Here is a 20,665-nt window from a genome sequence, read left to right as displayed (position 1 = left end):
TCACGCAAATCAAGCGCGTTTGTACGCATGCACCCCAGGAGGGCGGCATGGCCGCGCCCTGGAGTATTGTCATGTTGGAAACGCATCAAGTGACTGAACATCACCCCAAACTCGGCGAATTCGGCTATGCCGGCGACGATCACGTCGTGCCTTTTGAGGTCGGCCCGCTCGACGTGCGCGGCCGCACGGTCCAGCTCGGACCGATGCTCGACGCCATCCTTGGCCGCCACGACTATCCCGAGCCGGTGGCCCGCCTGCTGGCGGAAGCCTGTGTGTTGACGGTGCTGCTCGGCACCTCGCTCAAATTCGAAGGCAAGTTCATCCTGCAGACCCGCACCGACGGGCCGGTCGACATGCTGGTGGCGGATTTCACTACGCCCTCGGCCCTGCGTGCCTATGCGCGCTTCGACGCCGATCGGCTCGAGGCATTGGTTGCGGCGGGCGAGACGTCGCAGCAGACGCTACTCGGCAGCGGCGTGCTGGCGCTGACCATCGACCAGGGCGCTCACACCCAGCGCTATCAGGGCATCGTCCAGCTTGACGGCGAAACGCTGGAAGACGCGGCGCGCACCTATTTCCGCCAGTCGGAGCAGATCCCGACGGATATCAGGCTCTCGGTCGCCAAACTGTTGACGCCCGCCCACGGCGGTGCGCGTGAGCAGTGGCGTGCCGGCGGCATCCTGGCGCAGTTCCTGCCCCAGTCGCCCGAGCGCATGCGCGTTCCAGACATTTCGGGCGGCGACGGCGATCCGCGCGACGTGACGAACGATCCGGCCGACAATTCCTGGCAGGAATTGCTGGCACTTCTCGGCACCATCGAGCCGACCGAACTGATCGACCCGACGGTCGGCGCCGAACGGCTGCTTTATCGCTTGTTCCACGAGCATGGCGTGCGCGTCTTCGGCGGCGTCCCCGTCGCTGACCAATGCTCATGCTCGCGCGACAAGATCCGCGGTATCCTCGAGGGTTTTTCCGCGCAGGAGATCAAGGACTCGACCGAGGACGGCGGTATTCACGTCGCCTGCGAGTTCTGCTCGACGCAGTATGACTTCGACCCGGCGGAGTTTGCGAGGCAGTGAGCCTTTTCCTTCTCCCCGTTTCACGGGGAGAAGGTGCCCGAAGGGCGGATGACGGGCAGCACCGACTTTCGCTAGATGGCAGCAGTGTGCATCGAGCCGGAAGACGAGTCTCTCAAGTCGGCGCCGCCCCTGATTGTCCTGCCGGAGGTTCGTTACTCGAAAAGCCAAGCAATTGGCTTTTCGTCCGCTACGCGGACCGTTTCCTCAATTCCCCGTGAAACGGGGAGAAAGAGGCTAATTCACCGTGCGCCGCGTCCCCGGAAGGTCGAGCGAAAACGCCGGGATGGCGATATCGAATGTCTCGCCACGCTTGTTGCGCATCGTGTAGCGCCCGACCATGATGCCTGACGGCGTCGAGAGCGGGCAGCCGGATGTGTATTGATAGCTGTCGCCCGGATTGAGTTCGGGCTGGTCGCCGACGACGCCCGGGCCGCTTACTTCCTCGACCCGGCCGGTACCGTCGGTGATGTGCCAATAGCGCGACAGAAGTTGCACGAATTCGTCCGACTGGTTGTCGATCGTTATCTGATATCCCCAGACATAACGGTTCTCGGAAGGATCGGAACGGTCCTCAAGGTAGAACGGCCTGACCTGCACTTCGATGTTGCGCGTGACGGCGCGGTACATAAGCGGCTCCAAAACAATCCGATACCTTTCGGTGCTCCCGACGGGCAGGTCAACATGCGCGTCTTGTCGCGCCCTGTCTTGAAAGGCACGTGCCGGCAAACAATGTCATTTGAGTGACACATGACAATGGTGGTGTGCGCGGACGGGCGACTCAGGCGCCCTGTCTGTTGAAAGCGGCCACGATGCGGGCCGTCTCTTCTGGAGTGACCAAGTCTCGATGGAACTCACTCTCATAGCCGCCTCGCTTTCGACTGCTCTTGTCCTTTCAAACTCAGCCAGCATTTTGCTTGCCGCTTCGCAGCTGAAACGGCGCGCCACAATCGCGCGGCCAACCGGTAAATCGCCGCCGGTGTCGATTATCGTACCTGTGCGTGGCGTCGAGCCGTTCATGCAGGAGACGCTGGAACGCGCCTTCTCGCTCGACTGGCCGCGCTACGAGTTGATCTTCTGCGTCGCCCATGCCGACGACCCGGTGGTCAAATTGATCCGCGCCGCCATTGGCCGCTCTCCAAAAGTGCCGGCCCGGCTGTTGATCGGTGACGACCGTGTCAGCGCCAATCCCAAGCTCAACAACTGCGTCAAGGGCTGGGAAGCCGCGCGGCACAATTGGGTCGTTCTGGCCGACTCCAACGTGCTGATGCCGAGGGACTACATCCAGCATCTGATGGCGGCGTGGCGGCCAGGCACCGGCCTTGTCTGTTCGACACCGATCGGCTCGCGGCCGGATGGCTTCTGGGCCGAGGTCGAATGCGCCTTCCTCAACACGCTGCAGGCGCGATGGCAGTATGCCGGCGAGGCGCTCGGCCTCGGCTTTGCCCAGGGAAAGAGCATGCTGTGGAACAAGCCGATGCTGGATGCCAATGGCGGTATCCGCGCGCTGGCCGCCGAAATCGCCGAGGACGCGGCCGCGACCAAGCTGGTCAATGGGCTTGGCTTGCGCGTCAATCTCGTCGCCGCGCCCTTCGAGCAGCCGCTTGGCCGGCGTAGGTTTGGCGAGATCTGGTCGCGCCAGGCCCGCTGGGCGCGCCTGCGCCGGGTCACCTTCCCACTGTTCTTCGCCCCCGAAATCCTCACCGGCGCGGTTGTGCCGCTGGTGCTTGCGTTGGTTGCGGCGGCAAGCGCCGGCCTCAGCCTGCCGTTCACGGCCATCGCCGTGCTGGTGGCCTTCTACCTTCCGGAATGCGCGCTGGCCTGGTCCAAGGGCTGGTACCTGTCGCCGCGCATGGTCGCGGCGATCATGGTACGCGACCTGATCTTGCCGGCGATGTGGGCACGCGGCTGGCTCGGCGGTGCCGTCGACTGGCGCGGCAATGCGATGACCATAGGCACCAAGGCCGCCGAACTGGAAGAGACGCCATCGCGCGCTTGATTGGCGCGCGGCGCTGCCTGGCAAACCCTACTTGGCGGCCTGCAATGCCTGCGCGATGTCCTCCAGAAGGTCGTCGGTATCCTCCAGGCCGACCGACAGCCTGAGCGTCCCAGGCCCGATGCCGAGCTCGGCGCGCGCCTCGTCGCTCAAATTCTTGTGCGTCGTCGTCGCCGGATGGGTGATCAGGCTCTTGGCATCGCCGAGATTGTTGGAGATCAGCACGATGTCGAGCGCGTTCTGCACGGCGAAGGCCGCCTGCTTGCCGCCCTTGACGTCCAGGCAGATCAGCGTCGAGCCGCCGGACATCTGCTTCTTGACGATATCGGCCTGCGGATGGTCGGCGCGGCCGGGATAGATGACGCGGGCGATCTGCGGCTGCCCGGCGAGGAAGTCGGCGATCTTAGCCGCGCTCTCCGTTTGCTGGCGCACGCGCACCGGCAGCGTCTCCAAGCCCTTCAGCAGCGTCCAGGCATTGAACGGCGACAGGCTGGGGCCGGTGTGGCGGAAATAGTCGTGCAGGTTCTCGTCGATCCACTTCTTGTCCGACAAGATGACGCCACCGAGGCAACGGCCCTGGCCATCGATGTGCTTGGTCGCCGAATAGACGACGATGTGGGCGCCAAGCTGCAACGGCTTCTGCTGCAGCGGGGTGGCGAAGACATTGTCGACGACAAGCCGCGCGCCGATCGAATTGGCGAGCGATGCGACAGCGGCGATGTCGACCACTTCCAGCGTCGGGTTGGTCGGGCTTTCCAGGAAGAACAGCTTGGTGTTCGGCCTGACCGCCTTTTCCCAATTGGCGATATCGGTGCCATCGACCAAGGTCGCCTCGATGCCGTAGCGCGGCGCCAGCGTCTCCACCACCCAGCGGCAGGAGCCGAACAACGCGCGCGCCGCCACGATATGGTCGCCGGCCTTGACGCTGCACAGAAGCGCCGCAGTCACCGCCGCCATGCCCGATGCCGTGGCGCGTGCGTCCTCCGCGCCTTCCAGCGCGCACATGCGCTTCTCGAACATGTCGACGGTCGGATTGGCGTAGCGTGAATAGATGAAGCCAGGTTCCTCGCCTTTGAAACGGGCTTCGGCCGCCTGCGCCGTCTCATAGACATAGCCCTGGGTCAGATACATCGCCTCGGAGGTCTCGCCGAATTGGGAACGCAGGGTTCCGCCATGCACGAGGGCTGTTTGAGGCTTCCAGTTGCGCTTCTTGCTGCTCATCGCTTTTGTTCCAGACACAAAAAAACCGGCCGCGAAAGTCGCAACCGGTCCATACGGCCTCGCGGCCAACGGTCCTTTAGCGACTTGTTTAACGTGGCTGCAAGCCGACCGGCCAAATCACCACGGGATAACGACCCTTTAGACCCGTACCACGCTTGCGTCAATTGCCGGCTTCATTAAGAGGTTTGTACCAGGCAGGTTCCGCAAGAGTATCCAGCGGTTTTGCGGCAAGAACCTGCCACAAAGAGACCGGCCTTCGAGCGGAGCCAGACTTTGCGGCAGACAGGCATTCTTCCCGATCAGGACATTTCGGCGCTGTTCCAGTCCGGCGCGCTGAAGTCGCCTCGCGCGCTCGATGCCGACCAGATCCAGCCAGCGAGCCTGGATCTCAGGCTCGGCGACACGGCCTTCCGCGTACGCGCCTCCTTTCTGCCCGGCCCCGATCATCGGGTTGTCGACAAACTCGACCGGCTGAAGCTGCATGAGTTCAGCCTCGCCGATGGCGCCGTGCTGGAAACGGGTTGTGTCTACATCGTGCCGCTGCTGGAAAGCCTTGCGCTGCCGTCGACCGTGTCCGCTTCCGCCAATCCGAAGAGCTCGACCGGACGGCTCGATATCTTTACCCGTGTCATGACCGACCGTGGCCACGAGTTCGACAAGATCGCCGCCGGCTACAACGGTCCCCTCTACCTCGAAGTCAGCCCGCGCACGTTCCCGATCGTCGTGCGCACCGGCTCGCGCCTGTCGCAGATCCGCTTCCGCACCGGCAACGCCCTGCTCTCGGAAGCCGAACTGCATGAGTTGCATAGCGCGCAGATGCTGGTCGCGACCGAGCCGCCGAATATTTCGGGCGATGGCATCGCGCTGTCGATCGACCTCAAGGGCGACAGTGACGGGCTGGTCGGCTATCGCGGCAAGCATCACACCGGCCTTGTCGATGTCGACAAGCGCGCGGCGCAGGATGTCGTCGATTTCTGGGAGCCGATCCACAAGAGCGGCGCCGGCGAACTGGTGCTCGATCCCGACGAATTCTACATCCTCGTCAGCCAGGAAGCGGTGCATGTGCCGCCGCTCTACGCCGCCGAGATGACACCCTTCGATCCGCTGGTCGGCGAATTCCGCGTCCACTATGCCGGTTTCTTCGATCCGGGCTTCGGCCATTCGGCGTCAGGCGGCACCGGCAGCCGGGCCGTGCTCGAAGTGCGCAGCCATGAAGTGCCGTTTATCCTCGACCATGGCCAGATCGTCGGACGGCTGGTCTACGAGCATATGCTCAAGCGGCCGCAGGCGCTCTACGGCACCGATCTCGGCTCCAACTACCAGGCGCAGGGCCTGAAGCTCTCCAAGCATTTCCGCGCGGCTCGGTGACTTTCGGGCTATCCAGTCGCGGCAACCGTTCGACTTCGACATATACCGAGGGCACGGATGCACTGGTCAGCGGTGAAACATGCGCTTTTTCGCGGTCTCCAGACACGCATTAAAGCTGCCGATGAAAAGCAGTTCGCGCCGCGCCAATTGCGTCTTTCCCCACGCGGCGGATTGTCTTGTCGAGTCAAGCGATGCTTTCGAGCCTTCCAAAGGGAACAGCACTTTGTCCAAGCAGCCAAGGACATGGGCACGGGCCGAGTTTATGCCGCATTGCTTGGCCGCATTGTTGAGTTTGGCGGCGGTCAGCATGGAGATCCGCTGGTCGGCATTGTTCATCAGGAAATCGGCCTGGGAAATTGAGTAGCCGGATGTCAGAAGGCGGGCTTTCATCTGGCCGAGTGCCTCTCCATAGGATTTGGAGCTGCATTGCGCGGCGCCATGGGCTACGGACGACGGACCGGTGAGCAATAACGCAAGGCAAAGGGCTCGAAACCAGTCTGGCATATAGATGGTACGCATGTGCCGAAGCCTGTTGTCAGGGACTGCTGAGCGTACTTGAGTCGACCGGCGCCTCACAGAGCCTTCACCACCACCTTCACCGGCTTTTCGATCTCTAGCGGATTGCGCAGTGGCAGGCCGAAATCCCCGGCCTCTATCTCGAACACATCGCCGGCCTCGGTCTTGATGCCGTCGGCGAACGACAGCGTCGCCGTGCCGAACATGTGTACGTGCACGTCACCCGGCTGGCGGAAGGCCGAATACTTGAAATGATGATGTTCGAGATTGGCGATGGTGTGTGACATGTTGGCTTCGCCCGACAGGAACGGCTTTTCCCACAGCGTGTTGCCGTCACGCACGATGCGTGAGGTGCCCCTGATATCGGAAGGCAGGTCGCCAATCAGGATCTCCGGTCCGAACGAGGCGTTGCGCAGCTTGGAATGGGCAAGGAACAGATAGTTCACGCGCTCGGTCACATGGTCGGAAAATTCGTTCGACAGCGTAAATCCGACACGAAAAGGCGCGCCGTCATCGCCGATGACATAAATGCCGGCGATCTCGGGTTCTTCGCCGGCGTCCTTGGCGAAGGCCGGGGACAGGAGTGCGGCACCCGGCGCCACGGCCATGGTGCCGTTGCCCTTGTAGAACCACTCCGGCTGCACGCCGATCTGGCCCTTGGCGGGCTTGCCGCCCTCCAGTCCCATGCGGAACATCTTCATGGAATCAGTGAGCTGCTCCTCGCCATCGGTGCTGAGCTTCTTGTGCATGGAATCGCGCGTCGCCGCCGAGCCGAGATGCGTCAGTCCGGTGCCGGTGAGATGCAGGTGGGCCGGATCGGGGTGATTGATCGGCGACAACAGTCGCCCCTTTTTGTAGGCGGCATCGAGATCGATCGTCTCGCCTAGCCCCTTGCGCTCGATCAGGGTGGCAAGGCCGACGCCCGTGCGGGCGGCCTCCATCGCCAGCGAATAGACGCTGCGGGCGCCGTTGATGATCCGGGTCTTGCCGCCACTGCGGGCAACGACACGGATCGTCTCGGCGTCGTCGAGAATCTGCGAGATCAGCATGATCAATCCTCTCTCATGTGCCTTGGCATGGCTGCCGCTGCGGCAAACCTTCCCAAGCGCGGCCGGGTCGTCGCCCATGCCACGGGTGTAATTCTCCGTTCGGATTGCGATCGTGGGGCTTGGTTCCTTGAGGGAACTTCTTGGTGCCGGACGGTTGCCGGCAGCGCCGCGATGTGACCCGTATGCCTTCCTTGTTGCCTCGTCGGAGCGGTTCGGCCGCTCCAGTATTTTGTTTCTGCGCAATGCCTGCGGGAAAACCGCGATACGCTTTTCCTGGAACTGCTCCTGTCAGGCCTTGTTCTTGTTGTAGACGTCGAAGATCACGGCGCCGAGCAACACCAGGCCTTTGACCACCTGCTGCCAGTCGACATTGACGCCCATGATCGACATGCCGTTGTTCATCACGCCCATGATAAAGCCGCCGACCACGGCGCCGATGACCTGGCCGACGCCGCCCATTGCCGAGGCGCCGCCGATGAACACGGCGGCGATGACGTCGAGTTCCGAACCGAGACCCGCCGCCGGCACGGCCTGGCCGAGCCGCGCCGCGATGATCAGACCGCCTAGCGCCGACAGCACGCCCATGTTGATGAACACCAGCAGCGTGAGCCGCTCGGTATTGATGCCCGACAACTGCGCCGCCTTGGGGTTGCCGCCCATCGCGTAGATACGGCGGCCGATTGTCATGCGCTTGGTTACGAAGACGAACAACGTGATCAGCACGCCCATAACGAGCAGCACCACCGGCAACCCGCGATAGCTGGCGAACTCATAGACCAGGAACAGAGCCAGCGCGCTGGCAACCAGCGTCTTGATGACGAACAGGGCAAAGGGCTCGGCCTCATAGCCATGGCGTTCGCGCTTGCGCCGAGTGCGGAGCCCGAAATAAGCATAGGCCACCACGGCGATCAGGCCAAGCACGACCGTCGTCATGTGCAGCGTCAGGCCACTGCCCAGGATGGTCTTTCCGGCGGCGTTCACCGTCGGCGGGATCAGCGTCAGCGGGCCGATCACATCCGGAATGAAGCCGGAGCTCAGTGCCTTGAAGTCGTCCGGAAGTGGCCCGACCGAGGATCCGCCGCCCAGCAGCGCCTGGCAGATGCCGCGGAAGATCAGCATGCCGGCCAGCGTGACGATGAAGCTCGGTATGCGGTGATAGGCGATCCAATAGCCTTGCGCCGCGCCGATCAGGCCGCCGACGACCAGGCAGACGATCGAAACCACCAGCGGATTGCTGAGCGGTCCGAGCTGCCAGATGACCATCATGTTCGCCGCCAGCGCGCCGATGAAGCCAGCGACCGATCCGACGCTGAGGTCGATGTAGCCGGAAACGATGACCAGCAGCATGCCCAGCGCCATCACGATGATGAACGAGTTCTGCTGCACCAGATTGCTGAGGTTGACCGGCTTGAACAACGTTCCCGACGTGGTGAACTGGAAGAACAGCATGATGACGATCAGCGCGATGATCAGACCGTATTCGCGCAGGTTCGTCGTGAGCGCCGAGACGGCAATGCGTGGGCGCTGGTCTTCGGCGATGTTGCCCTGCGGGGCGGGGGCGCTTTCGGTGCTCATGCTGCTTTTCCTTCTCCGCGAACGATGGCGCGCATTATTTTTTCCTGGCTTGCGTCCGCCGCGGCCATTTCGCCGACGATGCGGCCTTCGTTCATGACGTAGATGCGGTCGGTGATGCCGAGCAATTCCGGCATCTCCGACGAGATGACCACGATCGCCTTACCTTCCGAGGCAAGCCGCGCGATGATCGTGTAGATTTCGTACTTGGCGCCGACGTCGATACCGCGTGTCGGCTCGTCGAGGATCAGCACGTCCGGGTCGGCGAACAGCCATTTCGACAGCACCACCTTCTGCTGGTTCCCGCCGGAAAGATTGCCGGTCAACTGATAGACGCTGGAAGCGCGGATATTGGTCTTCTTGCGATAGTCGTTGGCAACGGCCAGTTCGCGCAAATCGTCGATCACGCTGTGGCGCGACACGCCGCTGAGATTGGCGAGCGTTATATTGTGCTTGATATGGTCGATGAGGTTGAGACCATAGGTCTTGCGATCCTCGGTCACGTAGGCGATGCCGTGTTGGACCGCCTTGCTCACCGATGAGACGTCGACCGGCTTGCCCTTGAGGAGCACCTCGCCGGTGATGCGACGGCCGTAGGAACGGCCGAACAGGCTCATGGCGAATTCGGTGCGGCCGGCACCCATCAGCCCGGCTATGCCGACCACCTCGCCCTTGCGCACATTGATGTCGATGCCCTTGATCACCTGCCGCTCGGCATGCAGCGGATGATAGACCGACCAGTTCTTCACCTCGAACACAACTTCGCCGATGTTAGGCTCGCGCGGCGGATAGCGGTCGTCGAGCGAGCGGCCGACCATCGACGTGATGATGCGGTCTTCGGAGATGTCCTTCTTGGCCAGCGTCTCGATGGTGCGCCCGTCACGGATGACGGTGACTTTGTCGGCGACCCGGTTGATTTCGTTCAGCTTGTGCGAGATCAGGATCGAGGTCATGCCTTGCCGCTTGAATTCGAGCAAAAGGTCGAGCAGCGCCTGGCTGTCCTTCTCGCTGAGCGACGCGGTCGGCTCGTCGAGGATCAGGAGCTTGACGTCCTTGCTCAGTGCCTTGGCGATCTCGACCAACTGCTGCTTGCCGACGCCGATATTGGTGATCAGTGTCTTGGGGTCCTCCTTGAGGCCCACCTTCTTCAACAGGGCGGCGGTGCGCGCCTCGTTGGCATCCCAGTCGATGACGCCGTAGCGGGCGTTCTCGTTGCCGAGGAAGATGTTTTCGGTGATTGACAGCATCGGCACCAGGGCAAGCTCTTGGTGGATGATGACAATGCCCTTGTGTTCGCTGTCATGGATGCCCTTGAACTGGCATTCCTGACCCTGAAAGACGATCTGGCCGTCATAGGTGCCCGCAGGGTAGACGCCTGACAGCACCTTCATCAGCGTCGACTTGCCGGCGCCGTTCTCGCCGACCACGGCGTGGATCTCGCCTTCCTCGACGCTGAGGTTGACGTTCGACAGCGCCTTCACGCCCGGGAACGTCTTGGTGATGTCGCGCATCTCCAAAATCGTCGAAGTCATAAGGCCAGGCTCCTCCTGTCGCATGTCGCTCAAAAGTGCCAGCGGTTCGAGACAACGACATGCAGGGAAACAAATACTTAAAGCGCATCGCATGGATCGGATCGCAACCGACGCGCTTTAAGTCCGGCTGAAACAATACCGGGGTCGCTTGCGAACGGAAAGGGGCCCTGCGTTGGGCAGGACCCCTATCTTTGTAATCGAGATTACTTCAGGTCTTCGGCCTTGATGTAGCCGGAGTCGACGACCAGCTTCTGGTAGTTCGACTTGTCGACCTCATGCGGCGTCAGCAGGATCGAGGGAACGACCTTGACGTCGTTGTTGTAGGTCTTTTCGTCGAGGCCGTCAGGCTTGCCGCCCGACAGCACCTTGTCAACCAGACCGACGGTGGCCTTGGCGAGGTCGCGGGTGTCCTTGAACACGGTCGAGTACTGCTCGCCCGTGATGATCAGCTTGACCGACGCGGTCTCGGCGTCCTGGCCGGTCACGATCGGCCAGGGCTGAGCGGCCGTGCCGTAGCCGACGGCGCGCAGCGAGGCGGTGATGCCGCGCGACAGGCCATCATAGGGCGACAGAACACCATCGACGCGGCTGCCGTCCGAGTAGTTGGCCGACAGCAGGTTGTCCATGCGGGCCTGGGCGGTCGCCGCCAGCCAGCGCAGCGTACCGACCTTGTCCATACCCATCTGGCCGGACTTGATCTTGATCGAGCCGTTGTCGATCAGCGGCTGCAGGACGGAAATCGCACCATTGTAGAAGAAGAAGGCGTTGTTGTCGTCGGGCGAGCCGCCGAACAGTTCGACGTTCCACGGCTTGGTGTTCGGGAAGCGCTCTTTGAGGCCCTTGACCAGTGAATTGGCCTGGATCACGCCGACGCCGAAATTGTCGAAGGTGGTGTAGTAGTCGACATTCTTGGTCTTCTTGATCAGGCGGTCATAGGCAACGACGACGACGCCCGCATCAGCGGCCTTCTGCAGCGCATCCGAAAGGGTAGTGCCATCGATCGAGGCGATGATCAGCGCCTTCGGGCCCTTGGTGATTTCGTTTTCCAGCTGGCTGAGCTGGTTGGGGATGTCGTCCTGCGCATACTGCAGGTCGACCGTGTAGCCGAGAGCCTCGAGCTGGGACTTGACGGCGTCGCCGTCATTGATCCAGCGCTGCGAAGTCTTGGTCGGCATCAGCACGCCGACAAGACCTTTGTCGGCTGCATGCGCCGAATAGGTCATGGCAGCGATGCCAAGCGCCGCGACTGCGGCCAGTGTCTTGATGATTTTCACTTAAACTCTCCCTGGTTGATGGACGCGGCACCCCGGGGGTCGCGGGCCGCGCAATCGTGCAGAAGCGCCAAGGCGCCACTGCCGTCATATCGATCTCCGGTATCCTCCCATGGTCCCGAGCTGCCGATTTCAATCGATACGATTTTCATCGTCGGCGACCGTTGCGTCCCGGAACACGCTGACGTTGTGACCCTTTTGCCATAACTGTCAAATGCGATCTTTGATGGTTGCTATATCACAAGTGGTATATGCTATGGGGGACGACAGCTTGCCGGCACATGCCAGGGGTTGCAAGCGGAGGTAGGGAGAAACCATGGCGGCGTTACGGAATCCGGCTGCGGTCTCAAATAGTTATAATGATACCCCGGGTGATGGCGAAACCCTACTGCGCAGCGGCCTCAGCCTGCGGCACATGCGCATGATCGTCGCGCTCGACGACCACGGCCGGGTGAGCGCGGCGGCGCAGGTCATGAACATTTCGCAGCCGGCGGCGTCGCGCATGATCGGCGAGATGGAGGCGGTGCTCGAGGTCAAGCTGTGCGAGAGGCTGCCGCGCGGCATCACGCTGACGCCCTACGGCAAGGCGCTGGCAAGGCGTGCGCGTTCGATCCTGCTGGAGATGCGAGAGGTCGATCGCGAGATTTCCGAGCTCAAGGCGGGCAAGGGCGGCTCCGTGTTTCTCGGTGCCGTGACGGCGCCGGCGATCGAGCTGGCGGTGCCGGCGATCCGAGAAATCCGCCGCATCTATCCACGCATCGAGATCACCATGCAGGTCGAGACCTCCAATGTGCTGGCGCGCGAACTGATCGCTACGCGCCATGATTTCATCATCGCGCGCATCCCCGACGATCTCAATCCGCGGCTGTTCGAATCGCGTGTCATCGGCGTCGAGAAAGCCTGTCTCATCGTGCGCCGTGGTCACCCGCTCAACAGGGGCGGCGTGGTGCGGCTGGAAGACACCGCCGCCTATGACTGGGTCTTCCAGTCGGGCGGCTCGCCGCTGCGCCAGGCGATGGAGAGCAATTTCCTCAACCGCAACATCGCGCTGCCGGACCGGATCCTCAACACCAGCTCGTTGCTCTTGACGCTGGTCATGGTCGCCCAGTCCGACGCCATCGCGCCGGTTTCGGTGCAGGTGGCGAAGTTCATCCAGAACCCCGAGGGGCTCGCCGGCGCCATCGATGTCGTCCAGACCGAATTCGACATCGAGGTCAGGCCCTACAGCCTGATCACTGTCAGGAACCGCGCGCTTTCGCCGGCCGCCAAGATGCTGCACGATTTCATCCTGCGCGAAGTGGGGTGATGGAACCGGAGCCGCACTGGCGCGTTCAGGCCAATCGGCATGCTCGCTGGAGTCCGTTTTGGGCGAGAGGGAATGAGCTGCCGGTGGTCAACAACTCGGGAGGTTTTGATGGAACGTCGGTTGTTTCTCACAGGACTGCTGGGCGTTGCGGGGGCCGTGGCATTCGCGGGCGTAGCCGGACCCGGCCGCGCCGTCGCAGGTGTTCCCCAGGGCAACGGAATTCTCGATCAACTGGACAAGCCGGATCCGGCTGTCTTCGAAGGCGATGACGACGTCGAGGTGGAGCAGGTCTCCCATCGCCGCTGGCATCATGGCCACCACGGCCGGTGGCGCCGTCGTCACGGGCGCCGTCGCGGCTGGAGACGGGTTTGCCGTCGCTATTGGCGCCATGGGCGCCGTCATGTCCGTTGCTGGCGCGAGCGTGTATGGCTCGGCGTTTGGCTGTAACGGCTCGTTGGCGAGACCGGCCACGGCAGCGTGGCCGGTGTCGTCACGCACGGATGTCCGAGTTCAAGGTTTGCGTCGTGCAATCGGTCCCCGACAACCAACAGTGACGAAACGGTCCACCAGCCCAAGATTGATTTGACCGAATCACATTAGATGTTTCTAATTGAATTGCTGTCGGGCAGGGGGCCAGCAGAAGGAACAGAACCATATCCTGGACCGGCCATACATTTACAGGTCAGCGGCAACCCCCACGCATGAGAGGCGTTGCGATAGTGACCGAAGCCCGCAGTGGCTCCGAATGGCTGGGCAGCCTGGCAAACAGTACCGGAAAACTGGGCCAGTCGGCTGAATGGCTCGATACGGATAATTTGGGCTTCAGGCCGAAATCCTTCGACGAACTCCTGTCGGCCGTGATTGATCGCGGCGGGACCGCCAATGGCAGGTTCGCTGTCAAACTGTTTCCACGACACCTCGACTGGTCGCAGGCGAAGTACGGCACCGACTTCCTCGCCGAATGCGTCCGGCGTCATGCCATGGGCGTGGTCCTGCTGGAGCGGCGGGACCGTCTTCGCCAAGCGATCTCCTACTGCCGGGCGAAGGCGTCAGGTCGTTGGAGAAGCACGATGGACGGCGCGGATATGGCTCCGCAATACGACTTCGCCGGTATCTGCCAGGCCTACTTCCTGATCGGGCAGAGCTATGCCTTCTGGGAGGCCTATTTGCGCATGGCCGACCTGCCTTACGATCATCTGTTTTACGAAGATCTCTTGGAGGATCCTCGTCCCTACATCGCATCCGTGGCTCGGCAGCTATCGGTTGAAATGCCGAACGGCGAGTTCAGGACGAATTTGCGGCTGCAGCGCGACAACCGCACCGAAGAGTGGGCCGAGCGGTTCCAGAGCGACGCGAAATCCAGGGGCCTGCTGGCGCATCTGCCCAAGAAGGTGGCGCCACGGAATATCGAGAACCTTGCCCGGTTCCTTCTCAAGAAGCAGATGCGCATCGGCCAGGCTTAGATCCCGTGCCGGTTCCGCCTGCGCTTTTCGACCGCATAGGAAGCCCAGCGGCAGCACATGCCCGCTATCGACGTTGCCGCACCGCCGAGAAGGCATGAGGCAAGCATCGGATCTTGTGAGGCACTTTTCCAGCTAACCACCGCCAGCAATATGACGCTTATGGTCGAAATCACGTAGCCAACACCTTTCAGCGCATGGGGCGAAACCTTAGCCATCGAACTCTCCCTTTCGGTTACGGTGTGAACAACCGGCGTCCAAAGCAGTTCCCGCGTCGCTGGCAGAACGGGAACCTTTTGCCTCTTCGCGCGTGCTACTGCGAAAGAGAACTCGGATGGATGAGCCATGGCAAACTTCTTGAACCTTCCGACGAAGTCCGGAGGCCTGTTTCGCGTCGTTGTCGAAACGCCGAGGGGGGCAGCGGCAAAACTCGCTTACGAGCCAAAAACGGGCGTCTTCCAATATTCGCGACCACTGCCGGTCGGCAACACATACCCCTATGACTGGGGATTTGTGCCATCAACCCTGGGCGATGACGGGGATCCGCTCGACGGCATGGTGATCCATCAGGCGGCCACCGCGCCTGGCGTCGTCATTCAGTGCGACTTGCTCGGCGCACTGCGGGTGAAGCAGAAGGATTCCGATGGAAACGCAATCCGGAACGATCGCTACATTTTCTGTCCGCGCAAAGAGGATGCCCCAGACAAGCCCTTGGCCGCGGACCACGTGTCGCAAGATTTGCGCCGGGAGATCGAACAATTCTTCTTGTCCTCCGTGCTGGGCACGGGCAAGACCATCAAGCTGAAGGGTTGGCAGGATGCAGCCGATGCCGCCAAATCGCTCAGCAAGGGTGCCAAGGCTTTTCGGCGCAGACACCAGCGTTAGCCTTGCCGGTACAAGGTGGAACCGCAGGCCTTTTCGCGGGCTAGATCAGCTCAGCCCAAGCGGAAAGCAGATCATGGACCACTCGAACCACACCCGCCTCATTGGCCCGTTGCGGTTGTGCACGGCACGGGACTGGTATGGAGCGGGTAGCGGGAATCGAACCCGCGCGTTCAGCTTGGGAAGCTGACAAGCTACCATTACATCATACCCGCATCCGCCCTCGTTACCATGAGGTTCGGGCTTCGGGCAATCGCAAAGCGATCTTCAAACTGATGCTTTCGCAGTTCCCTCGGCGCTGGTCCGCGATTTCTATTTTGCCTTCGCGACTTTGTTGCTGGCGGCAAAGCTTGGCCAGTATTTCGAGACGGCGAGCGTCGCGCCGGCGGAAGAGAAATGACCGTAGTCGAAGTAGAGAAACTGCCTGGTGCCGGCGTCGGCGTAGGAACAGCCGCCCGCGTCGCACAGATAGGCCAGCGGGTCGATGAAATCTGCCCCTTTGACGAACGGCTGCACCTGTTTGTTGATGTCCGGATCCATCGCCATCGGCCAGGACGTGTTTGCGACATGCTCCCGCTTGGCGAAGAAGGCGATCTTCTGGACGTCGGCGATGAATTCCGGAGATTGGCCGATGACATAGACCTTGACGCCCATGTCGCGCAGCCGGTCGACCGTCGTCTGCAGGCCGTCGAAGCCTCTGGCCTGGTAGTCGGTCCATCGGCCGCTGAGGATCACTGCCTGGATGTTGGCCTCGCGGATGATCGACAGCGCCCGTTCGTTGAAGCGCGTGCAGGCTGGCCGGGCATAGGAGAAGTAGGTCAGGTTGGGCGGGCAGCCGGCGTAGGTGTACTGGATGACATTGGCCTGGATTTTCTCGGCATTGGCCTCCAGCCCCGATACATAGTGCGCGGCGAAGGAATCGCCCCACAGCAGTACATTGGTTGCAAAGCCATGCGTGCGGGTGCAGTCGGCGAGGTTCCAGTTCTCGATGCGGCTCGCGCCCTCGTTGAAACAGACGCCGTTGCGCCAGTCGCCCACCAGCACCCGTTCCGTGGAGAAGTCCGGGAACCTTTGTGGAAAACCCTTGCCCAGCGCACCGGCCGCGCCGGCGGCGCACAGCAAGGCGATCGCCGTCGCCGAGAAGGCGAAGATCGGCAATGGACCGGTGAAGGCGCCCTTCCGCCGGAAGGGCTGCTCGACATACTTCCACGAGAATGTCGCCAGGGCGACGCTGGCCACCGTCATCGCCATGATCGTCGGCACGCCGATGGCTTTCAGCGAGAGATAGTGGACGAACGAATTGATCGGCCAGTGAACGAGGTAGAGCGAATAGGAGATGAGGCCGACCCAGACCAGCGGGGCGAGCTGAAGCAACTGCGTGGCGACAGGCACGGGCCTGTCGGCGTGAGGGGTGCCCGCATAGATGAGCAGCGCCGTTCCGATGCATGGGAACAGGGCGTTGTAGCCGGGAAACGGGTCGCTCTCCGAAATCGTCAGGAAGCCGAAGCCGATCAGGCCAAAACCGGCCACACCGATCAGTTCCGTCAGCGGACGGCTGGCAAGCGCCGGCGGCTTTTTCAGCATCAGAATGGCGCCAAGCGCCAGTTCCCAGATGCGCGTCGGCAGCAGGTAGAAGCCGGCGGTAGGCGCCAGCGTGGTTGCCATGACCGCCAGCGCAAAGCTGCCGATGGCAATCGGCAGCAATATCGTCAGCCAGCGCTTCGAGGCGTATCGGTAGATCAGATACACGAGGATCGGCGCGAAGATGTAATACTGCTCCTCGACCGAAAGCGACCATGTGTGCAGCAGTGGCCGCAGTTCCGCGTCGATGGAGAAATAGTTGGTCGTCTTCCAGAAATAGATGTTCGACCAGAAGGTCGAGGCCGCGATCACGCTGAGGCTGTACTCGTGAAGGTCGGACGGCAATAGGATGAACCAGGCGGTGATGCTCGCAAGCACGATGACGAAGGTCAGCGCCGGCAGGATGCGCCGCGCGCGGCGCCAGTAGAAGCGGCCGATAGAGAACTGGCCGCGCTCGAGATCGTCGAGCAGACTGCCGCTGATCAGATAACCCGATATGACGAAGAAGATGTCGACGCCGGTGAAGCCGCCGGGAATGGCGGACACCCCGAAATGGAAGAGCACGACGGGCAGCACCGCCACCGCCCGCAGGCCATCGATGTCGCGCCTGTAGTTCATCTGGCCGCTCCGCATGATGTGCTCGGCGGTATTCGCATGGCGCAGCTTGGAGCACTGCTCATGCGGCGATGTGCCGATGCTGTGAAAAATGCCGGTTCATTGGTCACACAGGCCCATCCTCTGTTGCGCAACTTTGCTGCACTGCAACATAGGTGTCAAGGCAAACCGGCATTCGATTGGCGAACCCGATTTGCGCAGGCGCCGAAAAATCAGGCGCCGGGCAGGTAGATCACGGCATCGTCATCCGCATAGGCCCGCTTCCAGCCCAGCTCGGCGAAGAAGGGGATCCGGGTGTCGTCGGCTGTAAGAAGTGCCCAGCCGATCGCGTATGTCTTCAGTTGGGCCTCGAGCAGCGTTTTTCCGTCGCTGTGCCCCGTCGCCTCGTCGGTTTTCGTGAACCCGCCCAGGAACAACTGGTCCGTCCTGCCGTCGATGTAGGTCCTGATGCCGTGGAAAATCAGCGTGCCGCCGAAATTGTAGGAATTCAGCACGTTGCCGGACAAATGATGATCCCGGGCGAATGCGAGGGCGCCGCTGGCGGATGTCTTCGGGCTCGGCGCCACCTGGTAGGCACCGCCGAGGATCAGGACCGCGCCGACCAGCAAGACAGCCATGGCGCCGCAGATCGCGTAGAACCGGCTGGCGAAGAGTTTTTCCAGCCCGTCACGCTTTTCCGCCATCCAGGTCGTGGTCGAGAGTGACGGATATTGCAGTGCGACCTCGGCCGCGATCACCACGGGGATCAACAGGAAGGGCAGATACACAAATCGCAGATGGGTGAGATAGACATGCAAGGCGAAGACGATGAACAACGCCTTGGCCCAGCCGATCCGCGGCCTCGAGACCAAAAGCCCGAAAAGCGCCAGCAGAATCGCCGCTTCCTGGAAGAGTTGCTCCTGCGCATTGAACGGTCGCCATTCCAGGATAAGCGGCACCGCCTCGTTGCCATAGGCCACGGTGAACGTCGCCAGGATGGCTTTCACGCCATAGGGATGGATCAGGCTGACCAGCGGGCAGAGCAGGCCGAAGGCGACCCATTTTGCCAGGAGTCCAGGTTTCGACAGGCCGATCCGCGACAGTAGTTCCAGCCCGGCGAAGCCGGCGATGACGAAGCTCAGGGTGAACGTGGCATGCAGATTGGCCCACAGGACGACAAGTGCGAGCAGCCACAGAGGCGGGCCTCTCTCTTCACGCGCGGCCCGAAACAGCATTGCTGTCCAGACGACGATGATCGGCAAGGTGAAGACGTGGGGGCGCGCCGTATAGATCGGGGCAACCAGGAAAGCCGCGGCAAAAGCCAGCGCTATCGCCAGTATTGGCTTCAGCCAGGCGCTGAGAAACCATCCCGTCAGGAAGACGGTCAGGCCGACCGTGGCGATGATCAATGTGACGACGCCATTCCAACCGCCCGCCCGGTAGGCAAGGGCCAGAAACACCTGCCCCAGCCATTCCTTGGCGATCCAGGGTTGGCCGGCAAACGTATAGGAATAGGGATCGACGACCGGAAACGTCCGGTTTTCCAGGAAGTCCAGTCCGACCTTCACCTGCCACCAATTGTCGGGATCCTGCAGGATCGCACCGGCAAAGGCGGTGAGGACAGCAGCGACGACGTAGGCGCAGACAAGGCAGAATATCAGCCTGATGCGTTGCGCGTCCCCGAGCGACGGCGTCGCCGTCGCGATTGCAGCGGCCTGGTTCATGTTTGCGGCTCCGGCCCACTTGCGTTCGTTGCCGCCAGCGCGTCGGCGTGATCAGCGCCGCCGACGAAGACGAACCGGGCCGAGCCGAGATAGAAGATGACCGAGTAGAGGCAATTTCCTGCCAGATGCACAAACGGGTTCTCGATGAAGCCGGCGGACATGCCGGCGATCACGACGCTGAGATTGGCGCCATAGGCGACGATGAAGGTGATCGCGTATCGCGCGACCGCGCCGGAGCGAAAGCCGCCGGCACGTGCGAACGTCCACTGGCGGTTGAGGAAGAAGCCAAGGGTGAGGCCCGCGGCGTAGCCTGCCGCGTTGGAGACGATATCGCCGAGGCCCAGCGTCAGCCCGGCCAGGATCAGCGAATATCCAAGTGCCGTGTTGAGAAGCCCGACGGCGCCAAAACGCAGCATCCGCGAGACATCAGACGGAAGAGCCGACCGCATCCTGCCGTTCCCGTTGCATCCGGTCGACCTTCGCCTCAGCCACGCGCGGCTCTTTTCGCCATCTCCTGCAGGCGATGGACGGGCAGGTCGCTGTCCTTGGCCGGCCGGTCGCGCGAGACGATTTCGCTGACGAAATAGAGAGGTCGCCGCTTCGTCTCCATATACATGCGGCCGAGATACTCGCCGAAGATGCCAAGCACCAGAAGCTGGACACTGCCCAGGATCAGCATGATCGCGGCAAGGCTCGTCCAGCCGGGCACGACGTTACCCCTCGACCATTCGAGCAGCGTGTAGCCAAGCACGACCAGGCCGAGCAGGCCGAACATCATCCCCAGCAGCGAGGCAAACCGCAACGGCACGATCGAAAAGCTGGTCATCGCGTCGACCGCCAGAAGAACCATCTTCTTCAGCGGGTAGTGGGTGGTGCCGGCAAAGCGCCGATGCCTTTCATAGGGGAAGGCGACCTGCCTCAGTCCGACCCAGCTGACCATGCCACGGATGAACCTGTAGCGTTCGGGCATCGCATTCAGATGGTCGAGCGCCCGGCGGCTCATCAGCCGGAAGTCTCCGGAGTCCGGCGCGATGTCGACATCGACCATCCGGCCGAGCAAGCGGTAGAACATCGAGGCTGAAGCCAGCTTGAACCAGCTTTCGCCGTCGCGCTTCACCCTCTGGCCATAGACGACATCGAAGCCTTCATCCATCTTCGCCATCATCGCGCCGAGCAGTTCGGGCGGATCCTGGAGGTCGGCATCGAGAATGAGAATGCGCTCGCCGCGGCAGAACTCCAGCCCCGCGCTGAGCGCGATCTGGTGGCCGTAATTGCGGGCAAGGTCGATGGCGACCACATGGTCGTCCTTTTCGGCCAGTTCGAAAATGGCCTCTCGGGTGCCGTCGGTCGCCCCGTCGATGACAAGCACGATCTCGTAGGAAGGGCTGTGCTCGAGGCATACGGCACTGACGCGTCGGTGAAGCTCGGCCATGCCGTCGCGCTCGTTGTAGCATGGCACGACGACCGACAGCGTGATTGCGCGGTGCGCGCCGATTTTTCCCGATCCCACCAAAGCC

At 62.1% G+C, this 20,665-nt stretch carries 19 protein-coding genes, 1 tRNA gene and 1 riboswitch; of the genes, 6 read left to right on the top strand and 14 right to left on the bottom strand.

Annotated elements, in window-relative coordinates; all coding sequences use genetic code 11:
- Positions 1 to 47 precede the first annotated feature (47 nt).
- Positions 48 to 1,079, top strand: a complete 1,032-nt coding sequence (locus A3AU_RS0120030) for an Hsp33 family molecular chaperone (RefSeq protein WP_027054456.1) — start codon at positions 48 to 50, stop codon at positions 1,077 to 1,079.
- Positions 1,080 to 1,313: 234 nt separating this feature from the next.
- Here A3AU_RS0120030 and apaG read toward each other — a convergent pair whose 3' ends face one another.
- Entirely contained in the window at positions 1,314 to 1,706 is a 393-nt protein-coding gene (apaG, locus tag A3AU_RS0120025; RefSeq protein WP_013897267.1) for a Co2+/Mg2+ efflux protein ApaG, read from the bottom strand.
- 217 nt (positions 1,707 to 1,923) lie between these two features.
- Between apaG and A3AU_RS0120020 the strand changes: the two genes are divergently transcribed.
- A complete protein-coding gene (locus tag A3AU_RS0120020) occupies positions 1,924 to 3,075 on the top strand; it encodes a ceramide glucosyltransferase (protein WP_027054455.1) in 1,152 nt (383 codons plus the stop codon).
- 27 nt (positions 3,076 to 3,102) lie between these two features.
- Here A3AU_RS0120020 and A3AU_RS0120015 read toward each other — a convergent pair whose 3' ends face one another.
- Positions 3,103 to 4,293 (bottom strand): O-succinylhomoserine sulfhydrylase, encoded by a 1,191-nt coding sequence (locus tag A3AU_RS0120015; protein WP_027054454.1) that lies wholly within the window; start codon positions 4,291 to 4,293, stop codon positions 3,103 to 3,105.
- 56 nt (positions 4,294 to 4,349) lie between these two features.
- Positions 4,350 to 4,427: riboswitch (SAM riboswitch) on the bottom strand.
- Between the two features lie 139 nt (positions 4,428 to 4,566).
- Between A3AU_RS0120015 and A3AU_RS0120010 the strand changes: the two genes are divergently transcribed.
- Positions 4,567 to 5,661 (top strand): 2'-deoxycytidine 5'-triphosphate deaminase, encoded by a 1,095-nt coding sequence (locus tag A3AU_RS0120010; RefSeq protein WP_027054453.1) that lies wholly within the window; start codon positions 4,567 to 4,569, stop codon positions 5,659 to 5,661.
- 66 nt (positions 5,662 to 5,727) lie between these two features.
- Here the strand turns inward: A3AU_RS0120010 and A3AU_RS0120005 are convergent, their stop codons facing one another.
- The 5 genes from A3AU_RS0120005 to chvE all read right to left on the bottom strand — a co-directional run bounded on the left by A3AU_RS0120005 (position 5,728) and on the right by chvE (position 11,604).
- Positions 5,728 to 6,180, bottom strand: a complete 453-nt coding sequence (locus tag A3AU_RS0120005; RefSeq protein ID WP_154674620.1) for a hypothetical protein — start codon at positions 6,178 to 6,180, stop codon at positions 5,728 to 5,730.
- A 53-nt stretch (positions 6,181 to 6,233) separates the two neighbouring features.
- Positions 6,234 to 7,226, bottom strand: coding sequence for an AraD1 family protein (gene araD1, locus A3AU_RS0120000; RefSeq protein ID WP_027054451.1), 993 nt, complete (start codon positions 7,224 to 7,226; stop codon positions 6,234 to 6,236).
- A 288-nt stretch (positions 7,227 to 7,514) separates the two neighbouring features.
- Positions 7,515 to 8,801, bottom strand: coding sequence for a multiple monosaccharide ABC transporter permease (mmsB, locus tag A3AU_RS0119995; protein ID WP_027054450.1), 1,287 nt, complete (start codon positions 8,799 to 8,801; stop codon positions 7,515 to 7,517).
- Positions 8,798 to 10,330 (bottom strand): multiple monosaccharide ABC transporter ATP-binding protein, encoded by a 1,533-nt coding sequence (gene mmsA, locus A3AU_RS0119990; protein ID WP_027054449.1) that lies wholly within the window; start codon positions 10,328 to 10,330, stop codon positions 8,798 to 8,800. The genes mmsB and mmsA overlap by 4 nt, the downstream gene beginning before the upstream one ends.
- Before the next feature lie 203 nt (positions 10,331 to 10,533).
- Positions 10,534 to 11,604, bottom strand: a complete 1,071-nt coding sequence (chvE, locus tag A3AU_RS0119985; protein ID WP_027054448.1) for a multiple monosaccharide ABC transporter substrate-binding protein — start codon at positions 11,602 to 11,604, stop codon at positions 10,534 to 10,536.
- 313 nt (positions 11,605 to 11,917) lie between these two features.
- Between chvE and A3AU_RS0119980 the strand changes: the two genes are divergently transcribed.
- On the top strand, positions 11,918 to 12,907 hold the full coding sequence (locus A3AU_RS0119980) for a LysR family transcriptional regulator (protein WP_027054447.1): 990 nt from the start codon (positions 11,918 to 11,920) through the stop codon (positions 12,905 to 12,907).
- 87 nt (positions 12,908 to 12,994) lie between these two features.
- Here the strand turns inward: A3AU_RS0119980 and A3AU_RS1000000139005 are convergent, their stop codons facing one another.
- On the bottom strand, positions 12,995 to 13,405 hold the full coding sequence (locus A3AU_RS1000000139005) for a hypothetical protein (RefSeq protein WP_027054446.1): 411 nt from the start codon (positions 13,403 to 13,405) through the stop codon (positions 12,995 to 12,997).
- A 221-nt stretch (positions 13,406 to 13,626) separates the two neighbouring features.
- On the opposite strand from A3AU_RS1000000139005, the gene A3AU_RS0119970 reads away from it, so the two are divergent.
- Positions 13,627 to 14,370 carry a Stf0 family sulfotransferase gene (locus tag A3AU_RS0119970; protein ID WP_245235527.1) on the top strand — a complete coding sequence of 248 codons (744 nt, stop codon included), beginning with the start codon at positions 13,627 to 13,629 and terminating at the stop codon, positions 14,368 to 14,370.
- Here the strand turns inward: A3AU_RS0119970 and A3AU_RS1000000139000 are convergent.
- A complete protein-coding gene (locus A3AU_RS1000000139000) occupies positions 14,367 to 14,585 on the bottom strand; it encodes a hypothetical protein (protein WP_154674619.1) in 219 nt (72 codons plus the stop codon). The two genes, A3AU_RS0119970 and A3AU_RS1000000139000, sit on opposite strands and share 4 nt — an antisense overlap.
- Before the next feature lie 127 nt (positions 14,586 to 14,712).
- Between A3AU_RS1000000139000 and A3AU_RS0119965 the strand changes: the two genes are divergently transcribed.
- Positions 14,713 to 15,252, top strand: a complete 540-nt coding sequence (locus A3AU_RS0119965) for an inorganic diphosphatase (protein ID WP_027054444.1) — start codon at positions 14,713 to 14,715, stop codon at positions 15,250 to 15,252.
- 138 nt (positions 15,253 to 15,390) lie between these two features.
- Here the strand turns inward: A3AU_RS0119965 and A3AU_RS0119960 are convergent.
- From A3AU_RS0119960 to A3AU_RS0119940, 5 genes are all read right to left on the bottom strand, one after another.
- A tRNA-Gly gene (locus tag A3AU_RS0119960) sits at positions 15,391 to 15,464 on the bottom strand.
- A 97-nt stretch (positions 15,465 to 15,561) separates the two neighbouring features.
- Entirely contained in the window at positions 15,562 to 17,448 is a 1,887-nt protein-coding gene (locus A3AU_RS0119955) for an acyltransferase family protein (RefSeq protein ID WP_027054443.1), read from the bottom strand.
- A 209-nt stretch (positions 17,449 to 17,657) separates the two neighbouring features.
- The gene (locus A3AU_RS0119950) at positions 17,658 to 19,148 is read right to left on the bottom strand and encodes a hypothetical protein (RefSeq protein WP_027054442.1); all 1,491 of its coding nucleotides are present in this window, start codon (positions 19,146 to 19,148) and stop codon (positions 17,658 to 17,660) included.
- Positions 19,145 to 19,597 (bottom strand): GtrA family protein, encoded by a 453-nt coding sequence (locus A3AU_RS0119945; protein ID WP_027054441.1) that lies wholly within the window; start codon positions 19,595 to 19,597, stop codon positions 19,145 to 19,147. The genes A3AU_RS0119950 and A3AU_RS0119945 overlap by 4 nt, the downstream gene beginning before the upstream one ends.
- Positions 19,598 to 19,632: 35 nt before the next feature.
- On the bottom strand, positions 19,633 to 20,658 hold the full coding sequence (locus tag A3AU_RS0119940) for a glycosyltransferase family 2 protein (protein ID WP_027054440.1): 1,026 nt from the start codon (positions 20,656 to 20,658) through the stop codon (positions 19,633 to 19,635).
- Between the last annotated feature and the right edge of the window lie 7 nt (positions 20,659 to 20,665).

Origin of the sequence: Mesorhizobium erdmanii USDA 3471 (assembly GCF_000472705.1) — a bacterium.
GTDB classification, from domain to species: Bacteria; Pseudomonadota; Alphaproteobacteria; order Rhizobiales; family Rhizobiaceae; genus Mesorhizobium; species Mesorhizobium erdmanii.
Note: the sequence above shows the minus strand (reverse complement) of the source record. Positions and strands in the feature narration are given on the sequence as shown.